General features: G+C 71.9%; 18 protein-coding genes and 1 riboswitch. Of the genes, 6 read left to right on the top strand and 12 right to left on the bottom strand.

Annotation, left to right across the window (positions count from 1 at the left end):
- Positions 1-183 precede the first annotated feature (183 nt).
- From BCL76_RS19525 to BCL76_RS19515, 3 genes are all read right to left on the bottom strand, one after another.
- Positions 184-1,032, bottom strand: coding sequence for a LytR/AlgR family response regulator transcription factor (locus tag BCL76_RS19525; protein WP_109780781.1), 849 nt, complete (start codon positions 1,030-1,032; stop codon positions 184-186).
- Positions 1,033-1,171: 139 nt separating this feature from the next.
- Positions 1,172-2,200 (bottom strand): SCO0930 family lipoprotein, encoded by a 1,029-nt coding sequence (locus tag BCL76_RS19520; RefSeq protein ID WP_109781033.1) that lies wholly within the window; start codon positions 2,198-2,200, stop codon positions 1,172-1,174.
- Positions 2,201-2,316: 116 nt separating this feature from the next.
- Complete coding sequence (locus BCL76_RS19515) at positions 2,317-3,342, bottom strand: GDSL-type esterase/lipase family protein (protein ID WP_258309822.1); 1,026 nt, start codon at positions 3,340-3,342, stop codon at positions 2,317-2,319.
- A 603-nt stretch (positions 3,343-3,945) separates the two neighbouring features.
- Between BCL76_RS19515 and BCL76_RS19510 the strand changes: the two genes are divergently transcribed.
- Both BCL76_RS19510 and BCL76_RS19505 read left to right on the top strand, forming a co-directional pair.
- Positions 3,946-5,436: an amino acid permease gene (locus BCL76_RS19510; protein ID WP_109780780.1), complete on the top strand. Its 1,491-nt coding sequence runs from the start codon at positions 3,946-3,948 to the stop codon at positions 5,434-5,436.
- A 10-nt stretch (positions 5,437-5,446) separates the two neighbouring features.
- Positions 5,447-5,902 carry an Lrp/AsnC family transcriptional regulator gene (locus tag BCL76_RS19505; RefSeq protein ID WP_007262967.1) on the top strand — a complete coding sequence of 152 codons (456 nt, stop codon included), beginning with the start codon at positions 5,447-5,449 and terminating at the stop codon, positions 5,900-5,902.
- 36 nt (positions 5,903-5,938) lie between these two features.
- On the opposite strand, the gene BCL76_RS19500 is transcribed toward BCL76_RS19505, so the two are convergent.
- Positions 5,939-6,649, bottom strand: coding sequence for a GNAT family N-acetyltransferase (locus BCL76_RS19500; RefSeq protein ID WP_109780779.1), 711 nt, complete (start codon positions 6,647-6,649; stop codon positions 5,939-5,941).
- A gap of 397 nt (positions 6,650-7,046) precedes the next feature.
- Here BCL76_RS19500 and BCL76_RS19495 point away from each other — a divergent pair, with 397 nt between their 5' ends.
- The 3 genes from BCL76_RS19495 (at position 7,047) to BCL76_RS19485 (ending at position 10,215) form a co-directional block, all read left to right on the top strand.
- Positions 7,047-7,460 (top strand): hypothetical protein, encoded by a 414-nt coding sequence (locus tag BCL76_RS19495; protein WP_109780778.1) that lies wholly within the window; start codon positions 7,047-7,049, stop codon positions 7,458-7,460.
- A gap of 213 nt (positions 7,461-7,673) precedes the next feature.
- On the top strand, positions 7,674-8,474 hold the full coding sequence (locus BCL76_RS19490) for a carbon-nitrogen hydrolase family protein (RefSeq protein ID WP_109780777.1): 801 nt from the start codon (positions 7,674-7,676) through the stop codon (positions 8,472-8,474).
- A gap of 43 nt (positions 8,475-8,517) precedes the next feature.
- The gene (locus tag BCL76_RS19485) at positions 8,518-10,215 is read left to right on the top strand and encodes a flavin monoamine oxidase family protein (protein ID WP_030769331.1); all 1,698 of its coding nucleotides are present in this window, start codon (positions 8,518-8,520) and stop codon (positions 10,213-10,215) included.
- A 67-nt stretch (positions 10,216-10,282) separates the two neighbouring features.
- Here BCL76_RS19485 and BCL76_RS19480 read toward each other — a convergent pair whose 3' ends face one another.
- From BCL76_RS19480 to BCL76_RS19460, 5 genes are all read right to left on the bottom strand, one after another.
- Positions 10,283-10,864: a hypothetical protein gene (locus BCL76_RS19480; protein ID WP_109780776.1), complete on the bottom strand. Its 582-nt coding sequence runs from the start codon at positions 10,862-10,864 to the stop codon at positions 10,283-10,285.
- Between the two features lie 64 nt (positions 10,865-10,928).
- Positions 10,929-11,201, bottom strand: a complete 273-nt coding sequence (locus BCL76_RS19475; RefSeq protein WP_109780775.1) for a hypothetical protein — start codon at positions 11,199-11,201, stop codon at positions 10,929-10,931.
- A gap of 96 nt (positions 11,202-11,297) precedes the next feature.
- Complete coding sequence (locus tag BCL76_RS19470; protein ID WP_030769338.1) at positions 11,298-11,939, bottom strand: DUF5995 family protein; 642 nt, start codon at positions 11,937-11,939, stop codon at positions 11,298-11,300.
- 75 nt (positions 11,940-12,014) lie between these two features.
- Complete coding sequence (locus tag BCL76_RS19465; protein WP_109780774.1) at positions 12,015-13,418, bottom strand: uracil-xanthine permease family protein; 1,404 nt, start codon at positions 13,416-13,418, stop codon at positions 12,015-12,017.
- 95 nt (positions 13,419-13,513) lie between these two features.
- On the bottom strand, positions 13,514-14,761 hold the full coding sequence (locus BCL76_RS19460) for an MFS transporter (RefSeq protein ID WP_109780773.1): 1,248 nt from the start codon (positions 14,759-14,761) through the stop codon (positions 13,514-13,516).
- Positions 14,762-14,816: 55 nt separating this feature from the next.
- Here BCL76_RS19460 and BCL76_RS19455 point away from each other — a divergent pair, with 55 nt between their 5' ends.
- Positions 14,817-15,974 (top strand): ROK family transcriptional regulator, encoded by a 1,158-nt coding sequence (locus tag BCL76_RS19455; protein WP_109780772.1) that lies wholly within the window; start codon positions 14,817-14,819, stop codon positions 15,972-15,974.
- A gap of 37 nt (positions 15,975-16,011) precedes the next feature.
- Here the strand turns inward: BCL76_RS19455 and BCL76_RS19450 are convergent, their stop codons facing one another.
- The 3 genes from BCL76_RS19450 to BCL76_RS19440 all read right to left on the bottom strand — a co-directional run bounded on the left by BCL76_RS19450 (position 16,012) and on the right by BCL76_RS19440 (position 20,222).
- A complete protein-coding gene (locus BCL76_RS19450; RefSeq protein ID WP_109780771.1) occupies positions 16,012-16,776 on the bottom strand; it encodes an SDR family oxidoreductase in 765 nt (254 codons plus the stop codon).
- 54 nt (positions 16,777-16,830) lie between these two features.
- On the bottom strand, positions 16,831-17,733 hold the full coding sequence (locus tag BCL76_RS19445) for an RNA polymerase sigma-70 factor (RefSeq protein WP_258309800.1): 903 nt from the start codon (positions 17,731-17,733) through the stop codon (positions 16,831-16,833).
- Positions 17,734-17,834: 101 nt separating this feature from the next.
- The gene (locus BCL76_RS19440) at positions 17,835-20,222 is read right to left on the bottom strand and encodes a chitinase C-terminal domain-containing protein (protein WP_109780769.1); all 2,388 of its coding nucleotides are present in this window, start codon (positions 20,220-20,222) and stop codon (positions 17,835-17,837) included.
- A gap of 287 nt (positions 20,223-20,509) precedes the next feature.
- Positions 20,510-20,640, top strand: a riboswitch (FMN riboswitch).
- Positions 20,641-20,686: the final 46 nt, after the last annotated feature.

The following is a 20,686-nucleotide window of genomic DNA, read 5'->3' as shown; positions in this document are numbered from 1 at the left end:
ATCCACGATACGAGAGGGGCGACGGCGCCGAGGGGCGATCGGTGCGGCGGTGCGGCCGACGGTTCCGGCGGATCGCCGTACGTCCTTCCCGGCGCGACGAACGGCACCGTCGAGCGCCGGACGGTCAGGAGCGAACGGCCCGAACGGTCCGAACGGTCCGACGGCGCCCGGGAGCGGCCGATTTCAGCCGGTCGCCTGCCGCATCAGCAGATCCCGCAACTCCCGCGCGTGCCTTCGGCTCACCTGGAGCTCCGCGGATCCCACCCGGACACTGGTGGTCCCGGCCTCCAGGCGGAGCTCGTCGATCCGGGCCAGCGCCACCAGATGACGGCGGTGGATCCGTACGAACCCGCGCGCCGCCCAGCGCTCCTCCAGCGTGGACACCGGGATCCGGACCAGGTGGCTGCCCTCGTCGGTGTGCAGGCGGGCGTAGTCGCCCTGCGCCTCCACGTAGGAGATGTCCGCGATCGCCACGAAGCGGGTGACACCGCCCAGTTCGACGGCGATCTGGTCGGCGCCGCGGTCGGCTCCGGTGACCTCGGCGAGCGGGCGGCGCGGCGCGGGCACGGCCGGGCCGCCCGCCCCGAAGGCGTCGCCGGTCACCAGGCCCGCCGCCGCGGCCGCCGCGCCCTCCTCGGAGCGGCCCAGCTGCTCGCAGGCCCGCCGGACGGCCTCGGCCAGCCGCTCCGGGCGCACGGGCTTGAGTACGTAGTCCACGGCTTTCAGGTCGAAGGCCTGTACGGCGAACCCCTCGTGGGCGGTGACGAACACGATCAGCGGGGGCCGCGCGAACCCGGCCAGCAGCCGGGCGATGTCCAGCCCGGTCAGCCCGGCCATGTGGATGTCCAGGAATACCACGTCGATGGCCTCGGCCCCGTCCGGGCCGGACTCCAGTGCCCGGGTGACCCGGCGCAGGGCCTCGGTGGCGTCCGAGGCGCCCTCCGCGCGGCGCACGCGGGGGTCCGAGCGCAGCAGGTAGAGGAGTTCCTCCAGGAGCGGCTTCTCGTCGTCGACGGCCAGTACGCGCAACATGAGGCCGAGTCTAGAGAGGACTTGGCGAGGGTGGAACGGGCGGAGCGGGCACGGGCGCGGCCCCCGCCCAGGGGGGATGTGGGCGAGGGCCGCGCGAACGGGGTGGGGGGAGGGGAGGGGACGTGAGCGGAGGCGCCGGCTACTGGACGGTGATGAGCTTGCCGTTCGGGGACACGGCGTACCAGGTGCCGCCCACGCCCTGGCCGTTGACGTCGCCGGGCTTCTTGTCACCGGTGAAGGTGTAGACGGGCCAGCAGTCGACGCTCTGCTGCTTCTGGCCGTCCGGGCGGTTGAGGACCGTGTAGTTCTTCTCGACGATCCCCTTGTCCGCGGCCTTCTCCACCGGCGCGACGACCGGCCACTTGGCCACGCAGTCGCCCACGCACTTGGAGGTCATCGGCCACTGGGTGTCCGGCTTGAACCGGTAGACGGTCATGCCCTTGCCGTCGACGATGTGCTCGCCCAGCTTGGGGTCCTTGGCCACCGACAGCTTCCCGTCGGCCTCGGCGGCGCCGCCCGCGGCCGGAGGCGCCGCCTCGGCGGGCGGCGCGGCCTCGGCGGGCGGTGCGGCCTCGGCCGGGGCACCCTTCGCGGCCTTCTTGCCGTCCGCCGCGAGGGCGAACCACACCCCGCCGACGCCCTGGCCGTTGACGTCGCCCGCCTTGGCGTCCTTGCTGTAGCGGTACGCGGGCCAGCCGCCCACCGTCAGCTGCTTGCTGCCGTCGGTGCGCACGACCTCGCCCAGCACGGCCGGGTCCATGCCCGCGGCGGCGGTGACATCACCGGCGGCGACCACCGGCCAGGTCTTCTCGCAGTCCCCGTCGCAGTTGGACTTCGGCGGCTTGGCCGTGTCCTTGTCGAAGCGGTAGAGGGTGAAGCCGGCGCTGTCGGTCAGGACCGGCCCGACCTTGTCGTTGGAGGCCATCGCGAGCTGCCCGGCCGGCTTGGCGTCCGTGGCGGGCGCGGCTCCCTCGCCTCCCGCCGCGCCGTCGGAGCCGTAGGCGCCGTCCGCGGCGGCCGGGGCCTTCCCGTAGTCCTGAGCTGCTGCGGCGGCCCCGACCGGCTTGGTCGTGTCCGCGGCCTTGTCGTCCGTGGGGCCGCAGGCCGTCGCCGCGAGGACGACGACGATCGCGGCCGCGGCCAGGGTGGTTCCGCGCTTGATGCCCATCTTGATCTCTCCCACGTGTGGTGTCCGGTGTCCGCCACCGTGGTGGCGTCAACTGTGCTCAGGACACGCTGCGATGGGAGAGATCTGTTCACCTCGCCCGGTGTGGGGTGTTTCACTCACCCGACATCGAACCCGGTGCGCCGTAGAGCCGTGGCCACAGCGAGGCCGAGAACCTGATGTCCGCTGTCGTTGGGGTGCAGCCCGTCCGCCAGGTGCTCGGGACCGAGCAGGTCACGGCCCGGGAGCACGGCCAACCGGTCGTCCCCGGCGGCGATCCGGTCGCGGGCGGCCCGCTCCATCGCGTCCCGCAGGGCGCCGAGGGTGGCGCCGAGCTTGTTCGGGGTGCGTTCCGCGTCGGGCCGTAGGACGGGGGAGACCAGCAGGATCGGGGTCCGCGGGTGTCCCTGACGGACCAGTTCGAGGAACGCGCGCGTGGTCTCGTACAGCAGAGGCGCCGAAAAGGGCACCCGGGACCAGCAGTTGGTGCCGAAGGCGAGGGTGAGGACGTCGGCGGGCAGGCCCGCGAGCTGTTCGGCGGTGGTCAGCTCTCCGCGCGCGGCTCCCGCGTAGCCGAGGTTGACGGTGTCCCAGCCGAGCGCCCGGCCGGTGACGGCGGGCCAGCCGTGCGCGGGGCGGGTGGACCACCAGCCCTCGGTGATGGAGTCGCCGTGCACCACCCAGCGCGGCCGCAGCGGCGCCGGCGTGAGCGTGCCGCCGATCCCGCGCAGCTCGAGGACCAGCGGGGACTGGGTCTCGGGCGGGTGGATGGTGAAGGGGCCGGTGCCGCCGCCCAGGCCGATCCGTACGACGGCTTCCGCGGCCGGGTCGGTGAACACCTCGGTGACCACCCCGTGCCGGTCCCACAGCGCGAAGCCGTGCGCGAGGTCGCGCAGCGCGTCGGTGGGGCCGGGCACGGTCGCCCGGTAGCGGACCTCGACCGCCCGCGCGGTCTCGGTGGTGAACTCCAGCCGGACGCCGATGGGCAGGGTGGAGCGCTCCCCGGTGTCCCAGGGCAGCCGCATGGTGTCGGCCGGATCGGCGCGGACCGGCCGCCCCCGGTCCAGCCAGGCGACCCCGCGCAGGAAGGGCAGCGCGTCCTGCCAGGGCGCCGGCTCCTCGGGATGCCGCTGCAGCCCGAGCACGGGCTCCGTCGGCAGTCCTGTTCCTGACGGTCCGGCCGGTCCTGCCGGTCCTGCCGGTCCTGCGGGCCCCGCGGGTCCCGGTGGTATCACTCGCCGCCTCCGATCGTCGGGTACGGGAACCTCACGCCCACCCCGTCGTCCACCACGGGCCGCTGCCCTGTGACGTCGTTCACCCGTACCCCGCTCGGACCCGTTCCACCGCGGCGGAGCGCACCGATCGACCACGCGCCGACCTTCGGGCGCGCGGGACGTCGATCCGGTGGTGCACGTCCGGCTCCATGGCGGCACGCTGCGACAGATCTGACGAAGTGTCAAGAAAAGGGGTCCGCGGCGGTCTGCGCAGCGATCGATCATCCCTACGCAACAAACGACTGTCCGTGACCGATCCGCGCAACGATCGTGCGCCAATGTGCAAGGATGGTGCATTACGGGCGGTATCACTCAGCTCGTAGGCTCACTCGCTGTACGTGGAGTGGCGCGGATCGCCTGCTCGGCGGTCCCCCATGAGCAGACCCTTCTTCCGACGGGCCCTGCCCTGCTCCGGATCGTCGCGGTCGACGCCTCCCCTGACCTCCCCGATCCGCAGTGACAAGGAGTCCCCTCGTGCTCGACCACGGCCAGGCGCCACCGCTCGCCTCCGAGGCCCGTAGGCCCGTCAACCCGCTGCTCCGCCGTAAGCCGGTGGAACAGTTGGTCTCCGAGGGCGGCCAGGGTGAGGGCGGCGCGCTGAAGCGTTCGCTCACGATGTGGCAGCTGACCATGATCAGCATCGGCGCGACCCTGGGCACCGGCATCTTCGTCGTCCTCGGCGAAGCCACCCCGATCGCCGGCCCGGCCGTCTTCATCGCCTTCATCCTCGCGGGCCTGACCGCGCTGTTCTCGGCGCTCTCCTACGCCGAGCTCGCGGGCTCCATCCCCGTCTCCGGCTCCTCGTACTCCTACGCCTACGCCACCATGGGTGAGCTCATAGCCTGGATCTGCGGCTGGTGCCTGGTCCTGGAGTACGGCGTCTCCGTCGCGGCCGTCGCCGTCGGCTGGGGCCAGTACCTCAACGAGCTGCTCGACGGCACCCTCGGCATCACCATCCCCGAGGGCTTCTCCGCCCCGCTGGGCGAGGGCGGCTACATCAACATGCCGGCCCTGGTCGTGGTCCTGCTCTGCATGGTCTTCCTGCTCCGCGGGGCCAAGGAGAGCGCCCGGATCAACACGATCATGGTCGCCGTCAAGATCGTGACGCTGGTCCTCTTCTGCGTCATCGGCTTCATGGGCATCAAGGCCGGCAACTACACCCCGCTGGCCCCGCTCGGCGTCACCGCCATCAGCACCGCCGCCTCCATGCTGTTCTTCTCGTACATCGGCTTCGACGCCGCCTCCACCGCCGGTGAGGAAGCCAAGAACCCGAAGAAGGACCTGCCGCGCGCGATCATGCTCTCGCTCGCCATCGTCACCGCGATCTACTGCCTCGTCGCCCTGGTCGCCGTCGGCGCCATGCCGTGGCAGGAGTTCGAGGGCAGCGAGGCCGCCCTGGCCCAGATCATGGAAGACGTCACCGGACACTCCTTCTGGAGCGTCATCCTCGCCGCGGGCGCCGTCGTCGCCATCGCCAGCGTCGTCTTCGCCGTCCTCTACGGCCAGACCCGCATCCTCTTCGCGATGTCCCGCGACGGCCTGATGCCGAAGGCCTTCGCCAAGGTCGACCCGAAGTCCGGCACCCCCCGCGTCAACACGATCATTGTCTGCCTCTTCTGCGGACTGCTCGCCGCCTTCATCCCGCTGGGCGAGCTGGCGAACGCCACCAGCATCGGCACGCTCTTCGCGTTCGCCCTGGTCAACGTCGCCGTCATCATCCTGCGCAAGACCCGCCCGGAGATGAACCGCACCTTCAAGGTCGCGCTCTTCCCGGTCACCCCGATCGTGGGCTTCCTGCTCTGCGCCTACCTGATGACCGAGCTTCCGGGAATCACCTGGCTGGTCTTCGGTGGCTGGATGGCCGTCGGGCTCGTGATCTACTTCTTCTACGGCATGCGCCGCTCCAGCCTGGCCACTGTGGCCGCCCCGGCCGCCCCGGCCGAGGAGGCCGCTGAACAGAAGTGATTCACCCCCCGTGCGACTGAACGATCTCGACGAACGCATCGTGCACGCCCTCGCCGAGGACGCCCGCCGCTCCTACGCGGACATCGGCTCCGAGGTCGGGCTCTCCGCGCCCGCCGTCAAGCGGCGCGTGGACCGGCTGCGCGCCGAAGGCGCCATCACCGGCTTCACCGTGCGCGTGGACCCGGCCGCCATGGGCTGGGAGACCGAGGGCTTCATCGAGATCTACTGTCGGCACAACACCTCGCCGGACGACATCCGGCGAGGACTGGAGCGATACCCCGAGGTGGTGTCCGCGTCGACCGTCACCGGCGACGCGGACGCCCTCGTCCAGGTCTTCGCCTCCGACATGCGCCACTTCGAGCGGGTCCTGGAACGCATCGCCGGTGAGCCCTTCGTGGAACGCACCAAGTCGGTCCTGGTCCTCTCCCCGCTCCTGCGCCGCTTCACCTCCGGCGCCCCGGCCTAGGCCGGCTCCCTCGCCCCCCGCACCGCGGCCCCGGAGTCAGGCCCGCGGGGTCCGCACGCCCAGGAAGAGGGGGCTGCGGCGCAGGGTGAAGCCCATCGCCTCGTAGAGCCGCACCGCCCCGGTGTTGGCCGCCGCCGCGTGCAGGAACGGGCGGTCCCCGCGCTCACGGACCTCCGCCGCGACCGCGCGTATCAGCCGGCCCGCCAGGCCCCGGCCCTGATGGTCCGGGTGGGTGCACACCGCGCTGATCTCCAACCAGCCCGTCGGCCGCATCCGCTCCCCGGCCATCGCGACCAGCCGGCCCTCGTGGCGGATCCCGAGGTACGTGCCCAGCTCCACCGTGCGGTCCAGGAACGGTCCGGGCCGGGTCAGCTCCACCAGCTCCAGCATCTCCCGCACGTCGCCCGGCCCCAGCGGCACCGCCTCCGGCTCGGCCTCCACCCGTACCGCCCGGCCGTCCAGCTGCACACCCGGAACGCTCACCAGCGTCTCCCACCCCGGCGGCGGGGTCAGCAGTCCGGTCACCCAAACCTCCTCCCCGGGCCCCGCCAGCGCGGCCAGATCCGCCCACGCCCGCGGGTCCAGCGGATCGGAGAGCGCCGCGAACGGCGACGTGTCCCGCGTGTAGCGGGCCGCCAGACCCGCGGGCGCGAACTCGGCGAAGTCGCGGTGCGGCCCGGTCAAAGCGGCCCAGACCGGATTGTCGAGTACCTCACTGCCGCACAGCGTGCCGCTCTCGGGGGACATGGGTGCGGGACTCCTTCCGAAAGGCGACGGCGTCCGGGTCGTGACCGTCTTCTTGACGGCCCCCGGCGCCGCCACGAAACTGCGGGGGACGACCATGACGGACGACGCCCGCCACCGGAAGCCTAACCAGGCACCGGACGGCGGCTTGCGAGGACGAAGGGCGGGGGTGGGCGGCGGTGGACACGGCCTGGACGGCGGACGCGGACCGGGACACCCGCACGCGGGCCCGCACCCTCCGACGCCGATGGCTCACCCGACGCCTGCACATCGACCTCCTGCGGGTGTGCAGCGCATTCGGCCCGCGCGGCTGACCACCTCAGAGACGAGTGGCCCGGACCGGGCGCGCGCACCGCGCCGCCCGGGGGCCGGCCGTGTTGTCCTCCACCCCGGGAGAGTCATGTCGCACACCGTCCTGCCCCGCACCCTGCTGCCCCGCACCCCGCTGCCCCGTACCGGCCCGGCGCCCGCCCCGCGCGGCCGTATCGGAGCGGGCTTCTCCCCGGTACCGCACCGCTACCACCTCTACCTCCGCGTCGACTGTCCGCATTCCCGGCGGGTCACCGACACCCTCACCGACCTGGGCCTGGCCGCTTCGATCACCGCCACCGTTCTCGGCGCGGACCCCCGGGCGGCCGAGTACACCGCGCTGCGCCTCGCCTACGAGGCCGCCGGCCACCACTTCGACGGCACCCTGACCGCCCCGGCCCTCGTCGACGGCTGGAGCGGCCGCGTCGTCTCCGACCACACCCCCGACATCGTCGACGACCTGCGCTTCCTGGCCGCCCACCCGGCCTTCCGCGCGGGCGCGTAGCAGGGGGTCGTGGCAGCAGGCCGCGCAGGGGCCACGCAGGGGTCGTAGCGGGCCGACGAGGGGGCTCAGGGGCGCCCGCGCAACGAATCGCCGCCTCGGCCGTGGAACACGCAACGAATCGATGCGCGGAGCGCAACGCTCACGGCTTGTCCGGGTCGAACGCGCGAACGTACCGTTTTATGACCCCCTCCCCGCCTGTCACAGAGGTAGCCCATGCCCCCGCTGCGCACCGCCCTCCTCCAGAGCTCCGGAGTTCTCGGCGACACCGCCGAGAACCTCAAGGCGCTCGACGAGGCAGCGGCGCGCGCCGCACAGAGCGGGGCCGGGCTCCTCGTGACCTCGGAGATGTTCCTGACCGGCTACGCGCTGGACCTCCAGGACATCCCCGGGCTCGCCGAACCGGCCGACGGTCCGTCCGCCCAGGCCATCGGCGAGATCGCCCGCCGCCACGGGGTCGCCGTCCTGTACGGCTACCCGGAGGGCGCGGACGGCATGGTCTACAACGCCGCCCAGCTCATCGGCCCCGACGGCGCGGCGCTGGCGAACTACCGCAAGACCCACCTCTTCGGCTGCTTCGAACAGGACGCCTTCACCCCCGGCGACACCCCCGTCGTCCAGGCGGACCTGAACGGCCTCCGCATCGGCATCATGATCTGCTACGACGTGGAGTTCCCCGAGAACGTCCGGGCGCACGCGCTCGCCGGCACCGACCTCCTCCTGGTGCCGACCGCGCAGATGCACCCGTTCCAGTTCGTCGCCGAACAGCTGGTCCCCGTAAGGGCCTTCGAGAACCAGATGTACATCGCGTACGTCAACCGCACCGGCCCGGAAGGCGAGTTCGAGTTCGTCGGACTCAGCTGCCTGGCGAGCCCCGACGGGGTCACCCGGACCCGGGCCGGACGCGGCGAGGAGCTGGTGTTCGGCGAGGCCGACCCCGAGCTGCTGTCCGCCTCGCGCGAGAACAACCCGTACCTGCGCGACCGCCGACCGGGGCTCTACGCCTCCCTCGTCTGAGCCCTCTTCCTCCCCCAGCCCTGCCGCAAGGAGACGTACCCCCATGACGTCCACGGTGCCCACCACCGCCGTCCCGCACAGCGACGGACAGCCGCCGATCACCATGTTCGGTCCGGACTTCCCGTACGCGTACGACGACTTCCTCGCCCACCCGGCGGGCCTCGGCCAGATACCGGCGACCGAGCTCGGCACCGAGGTCGCCGTCATCGGCGGCGGACTGTCCGGCATCATCTCCGCGTACGAGCTGATGAAGATGGGCCTGAAGCCCGTCGTCTACGAGGCCGACCAGATCGGCGGCCGGCTGCGCACCGTCGGCTTCGAGGGCGCCGAGACCGAGGGCCTCACGGCGGAGATGGGCGCCATGCGCTTCCCGCCGTCCTCCACGGCCCTGCAGCACTACATCGACCTCGTCGGCCTGGTCACGGAGCCCTTCCCGAACCCGCTCGCCGAGTCCACCCCCTCGACGGTCGTCGACCTCAAGGGCGAGACGCACTACGCCGAGACGATCGCGGACCTCCCGCAGATCTACCGCGACGTGTCCGCCGCGTGGAACGCCTGCCTCGACGAGGGCGCCGACTTCTCCGACATGAACACCGCGATGCGCGAGCGGGACGTCCCGCGCATCCGCGAGATCTGGGCCAAGCTCGTCGAGAAGCTCGACGACGAGACCTTCTACGGCTTCCTCTGCAAGTCCGAGGCCTTCAAGTCCTTCCGCAAGCGCGAGATCTTCGGCCAGGTCGGCTTCGGCACGGGCGGCTGGGACACCGACTTCCCGAACTCCATCCTGGAGATCCTGCGCGTCGTCTACACCGAGGCCGACGACCACCACCGCGGCATCGTGGGCGGCTCCCAGCAGCTGCCGCTGCGCCTGTGGGAGCGCGAGCCGGAGAAGATCGTCCACTGGGCCCAGGGCACCTCGCTGTCCTCCCTGCACGACGGCACCCCGCGCCCGGCGGTCACCCGCCTGCACCGCACGGCCGGCAACCGCATCACGGTCACCGACTCCTCCGGCGACATCCGCACGTACCGCGCCGCGATCTTCACGGCCCAGTCCTGGATGCTGCTCTCGAAGATCGCGTGCGACGACACGCTGTTCCCGATCGACCACTGGACGGCGATCGAGCGCACCCACTACATGGAGTCGTCCAAGCTGTTCGTCCCCGTGGACCGGCCGTTCTGGCTGGACAAGGACGAGGAGACCGGCCGCGACGTCATGTCGATGACGCTGACCGACCGGATGACCCGCGGTACGTACCTGCTGGACAACGGCCCGGACAAGCCCGCCGTCATCTGCCTCTCGTACACCTGGTGCGACGACAGCCTCAAGTGGCTGCCGCTGTCCGCGAACGAGCGGATGGAGGTCATGCTGAAGTCCCTCGGCGAGATCTACCCCAAGGTCGACATCCGCCGGCACATCATCGGCAACCCGGTCACCGTGTCCTGGGAGGACGAGCCCTACTTCATGGGCGCGTTCAAGGCCAACCTCCCGGGCCACTACCGCTACCAGCGCCGCCTGTTCACCCACTTCATGCAGGACCGCCTCCCCGAGGACAAGCGCGGCATCTTCCTCGCGGGCGACGACATCTCCTGGACGGCCGGCTGGGCCGAGGGTGCGGTCCAGACCGCCCTCAACGCCGTCTGGGGCGTCATGCACCACCTCGGTGGCACCACGGACTCCACCAACCCGGGCCCGGGCGACGTCTACGACGACATCGCCCCGGTCGAACTCCCCGAGGACTGATCCTCCGGGTACCCAGGCCACGGGCCGCCGCTCCGCGAACGTCAGCACGCGGGACGGCGGCCCGTTCTCATACCCGCCGCCCCCAGACCAGCCGCCACCGCTCCGCACGAGCGGCCACGCGGCCGGGGTCGGGCTCGGACGGGCGGCCGAAGAGGCTCACCCCGCACCCGGCACAGAGCGTGTGCTCCGTGCACCCGTCGTGCCAGACCTTCACACCGCGGTCCTCCCCGCACACCGGACACCGCGCCAGGTCCCCGGCCGGGGCGCGCACGATCTGCCGCATCACCACCGGGAGCGGCCCGGCCGGGTGGAACTCGGGGTCGGGGCACCAGAGGCGGCGCCTCGGTTCCGGCGGATCCGGGACCCGGACCCCGGCCGCCTTCTGCGCGCGCCGCGCGACCACCCAGCGGGCGTGCGTGGCCCGCCAGACCTCCCGAGCGGCGTGCAGTTCCTCCACCGCCCGGACCAGCGCGTCCGGATCCTGGTCCAGGTCCACCGGGATCCGGGCACTGCGGACCAGGTGGTGGTACGTCGCACGGACGCCGTACGGCGCGAACTCGGCCACGCAGGTCCGGAAGCCGCAGAACCGCTGCACCGGTGCGAGCGAGGTGTCGTGCGCCCGGAGCCGGTTCGTGGCGAAGCTGGTCACTGCGTAGGCCCGGGTGGTCTGCGCCGGCGTGTTACCGGACGGGGCGCCTTCCGCGCCGATGTCGTCATCGGCGCTGTGCGATCGTGTGGAACACGTCGATCAGGTCCTCGATGTCCTGCCCGTGCGACGTCACCGACCAGTCGTCCGTGTACCCGCTCCGCATGAGCTCCTGGGACAGGAATTCCACCATCGTGTCCGCGGCGAAGTCGTCCGGCGCCCTGGGGGACATGGCGATCTCGGTCGCCTCCGGATGCCACGCCGCCAGGTCCAGCAGGGACCGGTAGAGCCTCGGGCCGCCGCGGAACCAGCGGGGGACGGTGCGGTTCTGCTCGCTCATTCTTCCTACCATTGAGCAGAGCGTAGTGATGACGACCGCGGCGGCCCCGAGGGGGTACCGGCGGAACCGCGCCGACGGCGCGTGGCGGCGGGCGGCTCAGCCCCGCGGGGTCAGCAGGCAGCGGCCCACCAGGCCCACGCCCGCGTCCAGGGAATCCGTGAACTCCTCGGCCAGTTCCGGCGCCCGGCGCAGCGTCCACAGCAGCCGGGCCGCAGACCAGGCCCCGGCGCGGGCCCGCTCCAGGCTCCACGAGCCGACCAGATGGGTCAGCGGGTCGGCGATCTCCAGCAGGTCCGGGCCCGGCATCAGGTCCTCCCGGATGTGCTCCTCCAGGGAGACCAGGGTGTCGCCGACCCGGTCGAAGTCCGCCTCCAGGGCCCGTGGTTCGCAGTTCAGCTCACCGCACGTGGCCACCACCGCCAGCGCCAGGTCATGGCCGATGTGCGCGTTGATCCCGGCCAGCGCGTGCTGGAGCGGACGGATCCCGGGGTGCCGGCGGTACTGCAGCAGAGGGCGCCAGCAGGCCGGGGCCCGGTCCGCCTCGACCGCCGTCAGGTACCGCTCCGCGAACCGCACGCTGAGCGTCTGCGCCCGCCGGGGCGCCGGGAAGGCGCCGTGCTCGATCCGCCGGTGCAGGGTCTCCGTCACGGTCAGGTAGACCCGGTTGAAGACGGCGACACCGTCCTGCGGCGGGAGCCGCTCCTCCAGGGCGCGCATCCGCGCCAGCACCGCTTCCATGGGGGCAGAGTCGCAGGCGCCGACGCGGATCCGGGGAACTTGGCCGTACGCTTCCCCGGTTCGGGCGAAACCCCGTCAACGGGGCTTGTCCTGGCCGCCCCCGAGGCCGTCGCCGGCGTCGTAGCCCGAGGTGCCCTCGTCGAGCAGCGGCTCCTGCTTGAGGTGCGCCGGCGCCATGAACCGCAGCGCGTGGTAACCCGTGATCACCACGATCGTGCCCAGCGCGATGCCGCCCAGCTCGAAGGTGTCGGTGATCTGCAGCTTCACACCGCCGATGCCGATGATGATGCCCGCCGCGGCCGGCACCAGGTTCAGCGGATTGCGCAGGTCCACCCCGCCGTTGATCCAGATCTGGGCGCCGAGCAGGCCGATCATCCCGTAGAGGATGACCGTGATGCCGCCGAGCACCCCGCCCGGGATCGCGGCGACGATCGCGCCGAACTTGGGGCACAGCCCGAAGAGCAGCGCGAAGCCCGCGGCCGCCCAGTACGCCGCCGTGGAGTAGACCCGGGTCGCCGCCATGACGCCGATGTTCTCGGAGTACGTGGTGTTCGGCGGGCCGCCGACCGCCGTGGACAGCATGGACGCGGCCCCGTCCGCCGCGATCGCCGTCCCCAGCTTGTCGTCGAGCGGGTCGCCGGTCATCTCGCCGACGGCCTTGATGTGCCCGGCGTTCTCCGCGATCAGCGCGATCACCACCGGCAGGGCGATCAGGATGGCCGACCACTCGAAGGCGGGCGCGTGGAAGGACGGAAGCCCGATCCAGTCCGCCTCGGCCACCGCCGAGAGGTCCAGCCGCCAGTGGTCGACGGCCGCCTCCCCGCCCAGCGTCGAGTGGATCTTCCCGAAGAGCAGGTCGGAGAGCCAGGAGATCCCGTACCCGAACAGCAGCCCGAGGAAGATCGCGATGCGTGACCAGAATCCGCGCAGGCAGACCACGGCCGCCCCGGTGAACAGCATGGTCAGCAGCGCCGTCCACTGGTCCTGCGGCCAGTACGTGCTCGCCGTCACCGGCGCCAGGTTGAAGCCGATCAGCATCACGACCGCGCCCGTCACGATGGGCGGCATCGCCGTGTGGATGACACGGGCGCCGAACCGCTGGACCACCAGGCCCGCCAGGAACAGCGCCACGCCCACGACGAAGACGGCGCCCGTGACCACGGCGCTGTCCCCGCCCGCGGCCCGGATGGCCGCCGCGACACCGACGAAGGAGAGCGAGCAGCCCAGGTACGACGGGACCCGGCCGCGCGTCGCGAGGAGGAAGATCACCGTCGCGACGCCGGACATCATGATGGCCAGGTTCGGGTCCAGGCCCATCAGGACCGGAGCGACGAAACTCGCTCCGAACATGGCCACGACGTGCTGCGCGCCCAGCCCGACGGTCCGCGGCCACGACAGCCGCTCCTCCGGACGGACCACCGCGCCGGGGGCGGGAGTCCGCCCGTCACCGTGCAGGGTCCAGCCCACGCCGAGGCCCATGTTCCACTCCTCTGTTCCGGACGACCGCCGATCCGGCCGCGCATACATCGAGGCCGCAGCGCACGGGGTACGTGCCACTGCGGCCGATCGACATATTACGGCCGGTTTTGGGCTGGTTCGTCGAGGTCGGGGGAGCCGGCCTTCACCGTCTCCCCGCCGAGATCGTCCCCAGCCTGCCCCACCGGTGTCCCCGTGCGCAGTACCGCGGCACCCACGATCAGCGCGAACGCCAGCAGGGTGACCAGCCCGAAGGACACCACCAGCGAGGTCGCGTCCGCCACCGCGCCGATCGCCGACGGCGCGATCAGCCCCGAGGTGTACGTGATCGTCGCGACGCCGGCGATGGCCTGCGCCGGGGCCGGGCCGCTGCGTCCCGCCGCCGCGAAGGCCAGCGGGACCACCACCGCGATCCCCAGCCCGATCAGCCCGAACCCGGCCAGCGCACCCGCCGGATGCCGGACCCCGACCACGAGCAGCCCGCCCAGGGTGGCCACCACCCCGCCCGCCCGGACCGTGCGTACCGCCCCGAACCGGTCCACCACCCGGTCGCCGACCAGCCGGGCCACGGCCATCGTCAGCGCGAAGGCGGTGGTGGAGGCCGCCGCCAGACCGGCGTCCGTGTGCAGGACGTCCCGCAGGTAGACCGCCGACCAGTCCAGGCTCGCGCCCTCGGCGAAGACCGCGCAGAACCCGACGGCACCGATCAGCAACGCCGACTTCGGCGGCAGCGCGAAATGCGGCGGCGGCGCCTCCTCCTGGTCGGCCCTCAGGTCCAGCACCCCTTGTACGGCGAGCAGTCCGAACGCCGTGAGGACCAGTGCGGCGAGAAGGTGGTGCAGCCGGGCGTCGGCCCCGGTGTGTGCGGCGACGGTACCCGCGGCCGAACCGACCAGGGCGCCCACGCTCCACATGCCGTGCAGGGAGGACATGATCGAGCGGCCCAGCCGGTTCTCCGTCTCCACGCCCAGTGCGTTCATCGCCACGTCCGACATGCCGGCGGTGGCGCCGTAGACGAAGAGCACGAAGCAGAGGGTGGGCAGGTTCGGCGCGAGGCTCGGCAGGATCAGCGAGAGGGTCCACAGCGAGAGCAGCACCCGCAGCGCGGTCCGGGCGCCGAGCCGGTGGTTGACCCGACCCGCCAGCGGCATCGCGAGGGCCGCGCCCACGGCCGGCGCGGCGAGGGCCAGGCCCAGCGTGCCGGCGCTGAGCTGGGCGTGCTCCTGGATCCAGGGGATGCGCGTGGCGAACGAGCCGGTGACGGCGCCGTGGGTGCAGAAGACGGCGGCGATGGCGTAGCGGGCATGGCGCAGGCGCGCCGGGCTGAGGTCGGTGTCCCCGGTCATGAGGATTAAACTATCAGGGACCCTGCCTGATAGATAACGGGCCCGACTCCCTAGGATGGGCGCCGTGACTCCTGCCCCCACCAGCACCCAGGTACCGGCCCCCGCCTCGCCCAGCACGGCCCGGGCCATCAACGACCGCCTCGCCCTGCAACTCCTCCAGGAATCCGGGCCGCTGACGGCCACCCAGCTCAAGACCATGACCGGCCTCTCCCGCCCCTCGGTCGCCGACCTCGTCGAGCGGCTCACCGAAGCCGGGCTCATCGAGGTCGCCGGGGAATCCGGCGAACAGCGCCGCGGCCCCAACGCCAAGCTGTACGGGATCGTCGCGGACCGCGCCCACCTGGCCGCCCTCGACGTACGCACCGACCGGGTCACCGCCGTCGTCACCGACCTCCTCGGCCGCCCCCTCGCCGAAGCAGCCCTGCCCGTCGGCGCCCCCGAGGACGCGGTGGCCGCGCTGCTGCGCACCGCGCGCGAAGCCGGTGCGAGCGAGCTGCACACCGTCGTCATGGGCGCTCCGGGCCTCGTCGCCCCGGCCACCGGCGAACTCCGCGACACCAGCGGCCTCCCCGCCTGGCACCGGGACCTGGTCACCGCCCTGCAGCGGAGCCTGCCCGCCGTGGTCGTCGTCGAGAACGAGACCAACCTGGCGGCCCTCGCCGAGCAGCGCCTGGGCGTGGCCCGCGACCTGGACTCCTTCGTCCTGCTGTGGCTCGGCGCGGGCGTGGGCGCGGCCGTGGTCCTGGACGGCCGACTGCGCCGGGGCGCCTCCGGCGGGGCGGGCGAGATCGGCTTCCTCCCGGTACCGGGTACCACCGGCCTGCCGTCGGCCGAGGACTGCGCGGGCGGATTCCACGCCCTGGTCGGCCGCGAAGCCGTGACCGCGCTGGCACGCGCGCACGGCTTCGCGGGCCCGGTGGAGGAGGCCGTGGCGGGAGCCGCGGGGGAGCCCTTCCTCGAAGCCCTGGCCGAACGCCTCGCGCTGGGCGCGGCGGCGGCCGCGGCGATCCTGGACCCGGGCTGCGTGGTCCTGGCGGGCGAACTGGGCCGCGCGGGCGGCCCGGCCCTGGCCGCCCGGGTCGCCCACCGGGTGGCGGAACTGACCCCGGTCCCGACGGAGATCCGCGCCACGACCCTGGGCGACCCGGCGGTCCTGGCAGGAGCCGAACTGGCGGCACGCGAGGCCGCGCAGGCGGTGCTGTTCGGGGGATAGACCCCACCCGCCCGAAGGCCCGCCCGAAGTCCCGCCGCTACCGACCCCGCCCCGCCGCCACCTCTGCCGCGAACTGCGCGAACGTTCCGCGGCCCACCGCGTGGGACGGGGCCAGGTGGCCGCCGCGCTTGAAGGCCGCGTAGGTCTTGCCCGCCAGGGGGATCGGGAGCACCGGGCGCTTGCGGCCCGTCGCGGTCAGGTAGGTGCGGGCCAGGTCCGCCAGGGTGTGGGTCTCCGGGCCGCCCATGTCCGTGACCCGGCCCGACGGGGTCGGGACCGCCAGTTCCGCCAGGCGGTCCGCGACCTCGCCGACGGCGATCGGCTGGACCCGTACCCCGCCCGGCACCGGCGCGACGAGCGGCAGCTTCGCCGCCGTCTCCACCAGCTGCGCCACCAGGTCGTGGAACTGCGTGGTGCGCAGGACGGTCAGGCCCAGCCCCGACGCCTCCAGCAGCCGTTCGACCCGCAGCTTCGTCCGGTAGTAGCCGAGCGGGACCACGTCCACCCCGACGATCGAGATGTAGACGATGTTGGTGACGGTCCCGGCCCGCCGGGCCGCGTCGATGAGGTGCCGGGTGGCGCTCTCGTCGTCCTTGCCCCCGCCGCGCGTGTCGCTCGCGCAGTGCACGATCACCTCCGCGCCCGCCGTCGCCGCGTCCAGCCCGCTGCCGTCCGAGAGGTCGACCGGGTACTCCGGGGCGTGCCGGGCCAGTGCGCGGACCTCGTGTCCCGCCTCGCGGAGCCGGTCCACGACCAGTACGCCGAGTGTGCCGGTGCCGCCGGTGACCAGGATGGTGCTCATGAGGTCCGCCTTTTCGTCGATGTGGGTCTTCCGGCAGCGGAGACCGGACGGCCCTCAGGAATGTGACAGCTGCCGCTGGAGGAATTCCAGCTTCTCCGGGTTGAGTACCGTGCTGACCTCGCTGACCAGCCCGTTCTCGAATTCCACCAGAAGAACGGCCGTGTCGCCGAAGAGCAGCGCCGGTACCCCGTTGATCTCCGCGACGCCGACCGGGAGGTCCCCGGCGAACTTCTTGAGCACCCCGATCGCGAAGCGGGCGACCTTCTCCCGGCCCAGGATCGGCCGCAGCGCCGCGCTGACCACGCCGCCGCCGTCCGACACGAACCGGACGTCGGCCGTCAGCAGCCCTTCCAGCCGGGCCAGGTCCCCACCGCGCGCCGCCGTCATGAAGGTCTCCACGAGGCTCCGCCACCGTTCGGGGTCCGGTGCGGAGCGCCGCTCCCGCGCGCCGGCCGCCCGGTCCGCGGCCACCTTGCCCGCCGCCCGCCGGTAGAGCTGTCGGCAGTTCGCCTCGGTGAGGTCCAGTACTTCGGCGATCTCCCGGTGGCTGTAGGCGAAGGCCTCGCGCAGGACGTAGACGGCCCGCTCGACCGGGGTGAGCTGCTCCAGCAGCACCAACAGGGCCATGGACACGGTGTCCCGCTGCTCCGCGGACTCCAACGGGCCGAGCGCGCCGTCCCCGGTCAGGACGGGCTCCGGGAGCCAGGGCCCGACGTACGCCTCACGTCGTACCCGCGCCGAGGTGAGGGTGTTGAGGCACAGGTTCGTGACGACCTTGGCGAGCCAGGCGCCGGGGTGTTCGATCTCCTCGCGGTCCGCGGACGCCCAGCGCAGGTACGCGTCCTGCACGGTGTCCTCGGCCTCCGCCGCGGAGCCGAGCATGCGGTAGGCGATGCCGAACATCCGGGGACGGTTTTCCTCGAAGTCCGCGTCGGACGCGGTGCGGTGTGTGATCACCGCAGCAGCGTACGAGGCCGGGCGCGCGCGGAACGTGCGAGGACCCGGTGGCCGCCGGGCCACCGGGTCCTCACGTTCACCCACGGATCAGGGTGCCGGGGTCAGCAGGCGCCCTGGTCCTTCCAGACGCCCCAGTCACCGGTGGTGCCGGGCTCCTCGTTCTGCGTCCACCACTGGGCCTTCCAGTTGCGGCCCTTGTGGGAGACGACGTTGCCGCTGTTGTAGACGGTGCCCGCCACGTACGCCGGGTTGGTGCAGGTCCCGCCCGGCGGCGTGGTCGGCGGGGTCGTGGGGGGAGTGGTCGGCGGGGTGGTCGGGGGAGTGGTGGGGGGTGTGGTCGGGGGTGTGGTCGGGGGCTGGGTGCCGCCGCCGGGCTGGACCAGGGTCGTGCCGCGGGCCAGGTCGCCGGCGAGGGCGTAGGTGGTGCCGGAGATGGTCACCGTCCAGTTGGAGGGGGTGGACACCGGCAGGTAGTAGTTGAACGCCAGGTCGACGGAGGCGCCGGGGGCCAGGGTCTGCCAGGCCGGGAGCTTCAGGGAGACCCGCTGGAAGTCGCCCTTCAGGCCGCCGACGTTGTTGCCGGTGTGGCCGCTGCTGATCACGGTCGTCCCGAAGCCGGACTGGTCGGAGGCGTTGTTCGGGGCCGAGGTGCCGTAGTCGAACCGGAACTCGGTGCCGCCGGGCAGTGTGGCGTTCGTGTTGTTGGTGATCTTCAGCTTGGGGGTGAGCGGGTAGTTGGAGTCGCCCAGCTTGAACTCGGTGAACTCGGTCTTGATGTCCACGGCCTGGGTGGGCAGGGCGGTGGCGCCCGCCTTCTTCGCACCGTAGGGCGAGGCCGACTTGAACTTCTGGTACATCGTGTCGGTGAGCGTGTCGCCCACCTCGTACTGGCCCTTGGCGGCGTTGTACGCGTAGTCGCCCGCGAGCTCCCAGACCATGGTGCCGCCGATGCCCTTGTTCACCACGTAGTCGGCCTTGGCGGCCACCGACTGCTCGTCCTCGGTGGAGAGGAAGACCTTCTTCTGCGAGTTCCACAGCCACGGCGCCACCAGGGTGGAGTCGTACTTGCGGACGTAGGTGCCGGTCAGGGTGGTGTTCGCCGGGAAGCCGTACTTGGTGACGTAGTCGCCGACGACGCCCTTCTCCAGGTTCTTGGCGTGCCACATCGGGTTGGAGCCCGCCGGGGACTCCACCCCGTTGGTGTCCTTGTCGTGCCACAGGTTGTCGATGCCGACCGCGCCGTCGCCGCACTTGGTCAGGCCCGCGCCGGCCGGGCAGGTGGTCGCGGGGGCCTTGCCCCACAGGCCGTCGGTACCGCCCTGGACGTTCTTGAAGCCGCGGGTGTAGTAGGGCAGGCCGATGTTGATCCGGCCGCCCGGCATCGAGCCGCGGAAGTAGTGGTAGGCCCAGTCGGTGTTGAGGTAGCCGACGCCGCCGTACTGGGAGGTGGAGTAGACGCCGGCGGCGGCGAGTTCGCCGTCCTTGCCGTCGTCGAAGAGCGAGGCGTTGGGGCCGACGTACTCGTTCCAGGCGCCGTGCAGGTCGTAGGACATGATGTTGACGTAGTCCAGGTACTTCTGGACCTGGAACGTCTCCATGCCGCGCAGCAGGTAGCCGGAGGAGGGGGCGGCGACGGAGAGCAGGTAGTGCTTGCCGTCGGCGGCGCCCGCGCGGTCGAGCTTCTCGCGCAGGGACTTCATCAGGGCGGCGTAGCCCTGGACGAGGCCGGGGCGGCGGGCGTTGGCCAACTGCCAGTCGAGCGGGTTGCCGGCGTCCTTCATGGTGGTCGGGTATTCGTAGTCGATGTCGACGCCGTTGAACCCGTACTTCCGGACGAACTCGACGGAGGAGTCGGCGAAGGTGTCGATGCCGGCCTGGTTGACCGAGCCGTCGGCGTTCGTGGCCATCGAGTAGAAGCCGCCGGAGGCGACCCGGTTGCCGTCGTCGCCGAAGTAGCCGCCGGTCTCCGCCCAGCCGCCGACCGAGATCAGCGTCTTGACGTTCGGGTACTGCTTCTTGAACTTCGTCAGCTGGTTGAAGTGGCCCTTGTAGGGGAGGGCCGGGTCCATCTCGGCGCCGGCGACGCCGGGCCAGGTCATCCCGGTGGCGGCGTTGTTCACGCCGTCCGAGCCGACGGAGATCTTGTTGTCGGCGCCCACGTGGGCGAAGGCGTAGTTCAGGTGGGTGACCTTGGACCACGGGATGTTGTTGGCGAGGTAGGCGGGGGTGCCGTCCTTGCCGGTGCGCCAGCCCGTGAAATATCCGATGACGCGGCGCTGGTGGTCGGCGCCCATCTTCTCGCGGCCTTCGGTGTCGTAGACCGAGCAGTACGGGACGTCGACGCCGGCGGTCTTGTACAGCCCGTCGGGGCGACAGCCCTCGTGGTCGGCCGCGTGCGAGACGCCCGCCGAGAGCCCGCCCACCAGGAGTCCGGCGATTGCGGCGCCGGATGCCAGGAGCAGTGCTCTCGTACGTGTGGGGGACAGCATTGTGCCTCCTGGGGAGGGGAGGATGCAGGACACAAATGGACACAACGTGAAGCAACAGGGTTGGTGCACATGCGTGTTGGCCCGTGACGTGCGCACATCTGACGGGCTGTTCCCGGGAAGATGAAGGGAACGTTAAGAGGACTAGACCACCCGGGTCAATAGGTCTGGACCAACCCCGCTCGACTTGACAAAGTCCACCCCGGTACCGATCCCCTGTGAGCCAGGCCACACCACATCACCCGCATGGCATCCGATCACCCGTGGCAAACTGGCTGGAGTACCAGTAGCAGCGCACTCCGGGGTCGGTGTAATTCCGAACCGGCGGTTATAGTCCGCGACCCGTCCGCAGCCAGCGGCCGGTTGACCAGGTGAGATTCCTGGACCGACGGTTAAAGTCCGGATGGGAGGCAGTGCGCGGCGGGCCAGTCACCGGTACGCCGCCGTCGGCGGTTCGTCGGCACACC

It is taken from the genome of Streptomyces sp. CG 926, assembly GCF_003148825.1.
Taxonomy (GTDB): domain Bacteria; phylum Actinomycetota; class Actinomycetes; order Streptomycetales; family Streptomycetaceae; genus Streptomyces.
This window is presented reverse-complemented; position numbering and strand designations above follow the sequence as displayed.

Excerpts from the sequence above, each read along its gene's own strand:
- BCL76_RS19460 (WP_109780773.1), bottom strand. The coding sequence starts at position 14,761 with ATGACCGGGGACACCGACCTCAGCCCGGCGCGCCTGCGCCATGCCCGC.
- BCL76_RS19470 (WP_030769338.1), bottom strand. The coding sequence starts at position 11,939 with ATGGAAGCGGTGCTGGCGCGGATGCGCGCCCTGGAGGAGCGGCTCCCG.
- BCL76_RS19485 (WP_030769331.1), top strand. The coding sequence starts at position 8,518 with ATGACGTCCACGGTGCCCACCACCGCCGTCCCGCACAGCGACGGACAG.
- BCL76_RS19500 (WP_109780779.1), bottom strand. The coding sequence starts at position 6,649 with ATGTCCCCCGAGAGCGGCACGCTGTGCGGCAGTGAGGTACTCGACAAT.
- BCL76_RS19475 (WP_109780775.1), bottom strand. The coding sequence starts at position 11,201 with ATGAGCGAGCAGAACCGCACCGTCCCCCGCTGGTTCCGCGGCGGCCCG.
- BCL76_RS19490 (WP_109780777.1), top strand. The coding sequence starts at position 7,674 with ATGCCCCCGCTGCGCACCGCCCTCCTCCAGAGCTCCGGAGTTCTCGGC.
- BCL76_RS19495 (WP_109780778.1), top strand. The coding sequence starts at position 7,047 with ATGTCGCACACCGTCCTGCCCCGCACCCTGCTGCCCCGCACCCCGCTG.
- BCL76_RS19525 (WP_109780781.1), bottom strand. The coding sequence starts at position 1,032 with ATGTTGCGCGTACTGGCCGTCGACGACGAGAAGCCGCTCCTGGAGGAA.
- BCL76_RS19450 (WP_109780771.1), bottom strand. The coding sequence starts at position 16,776 with ATGAGCACCATCCTGGTCACCGGCGGCACCGGCACACTCGGCGTACTG.
- BCL76_RS19455 (WP_109780772.1), top strand. The coding sequence starts at position 14,817 with ATGGGCGCCGTGACTCCTGCCCCCACCAGCACCCAGGTACCGGCCCCC.
- BCL76_RS19520 (WP_109781033.1), bottom strand. The coding sequence starts at position 2,200 with ATGGGCATCAAGCGCGGAACCACCCTGGCCGCGGCCGCGATCGTCGTC.
- BCL76_RS19465 (WP_109780774.1), bottom strand. The coding sequence starts at position 13,418 with ATGGGCCTCGGCGTGGGCTGGACCCTGCACGGTGACGGGCGGACTCCC.
- BCL76_RS19440 (WP_109780769.1), bottom strand. The coding sequence starts at position 20,222 with ATGCTGTCCCCCACACGTACGAGAGCACTGCTCCTGGCATCCGGCGCC.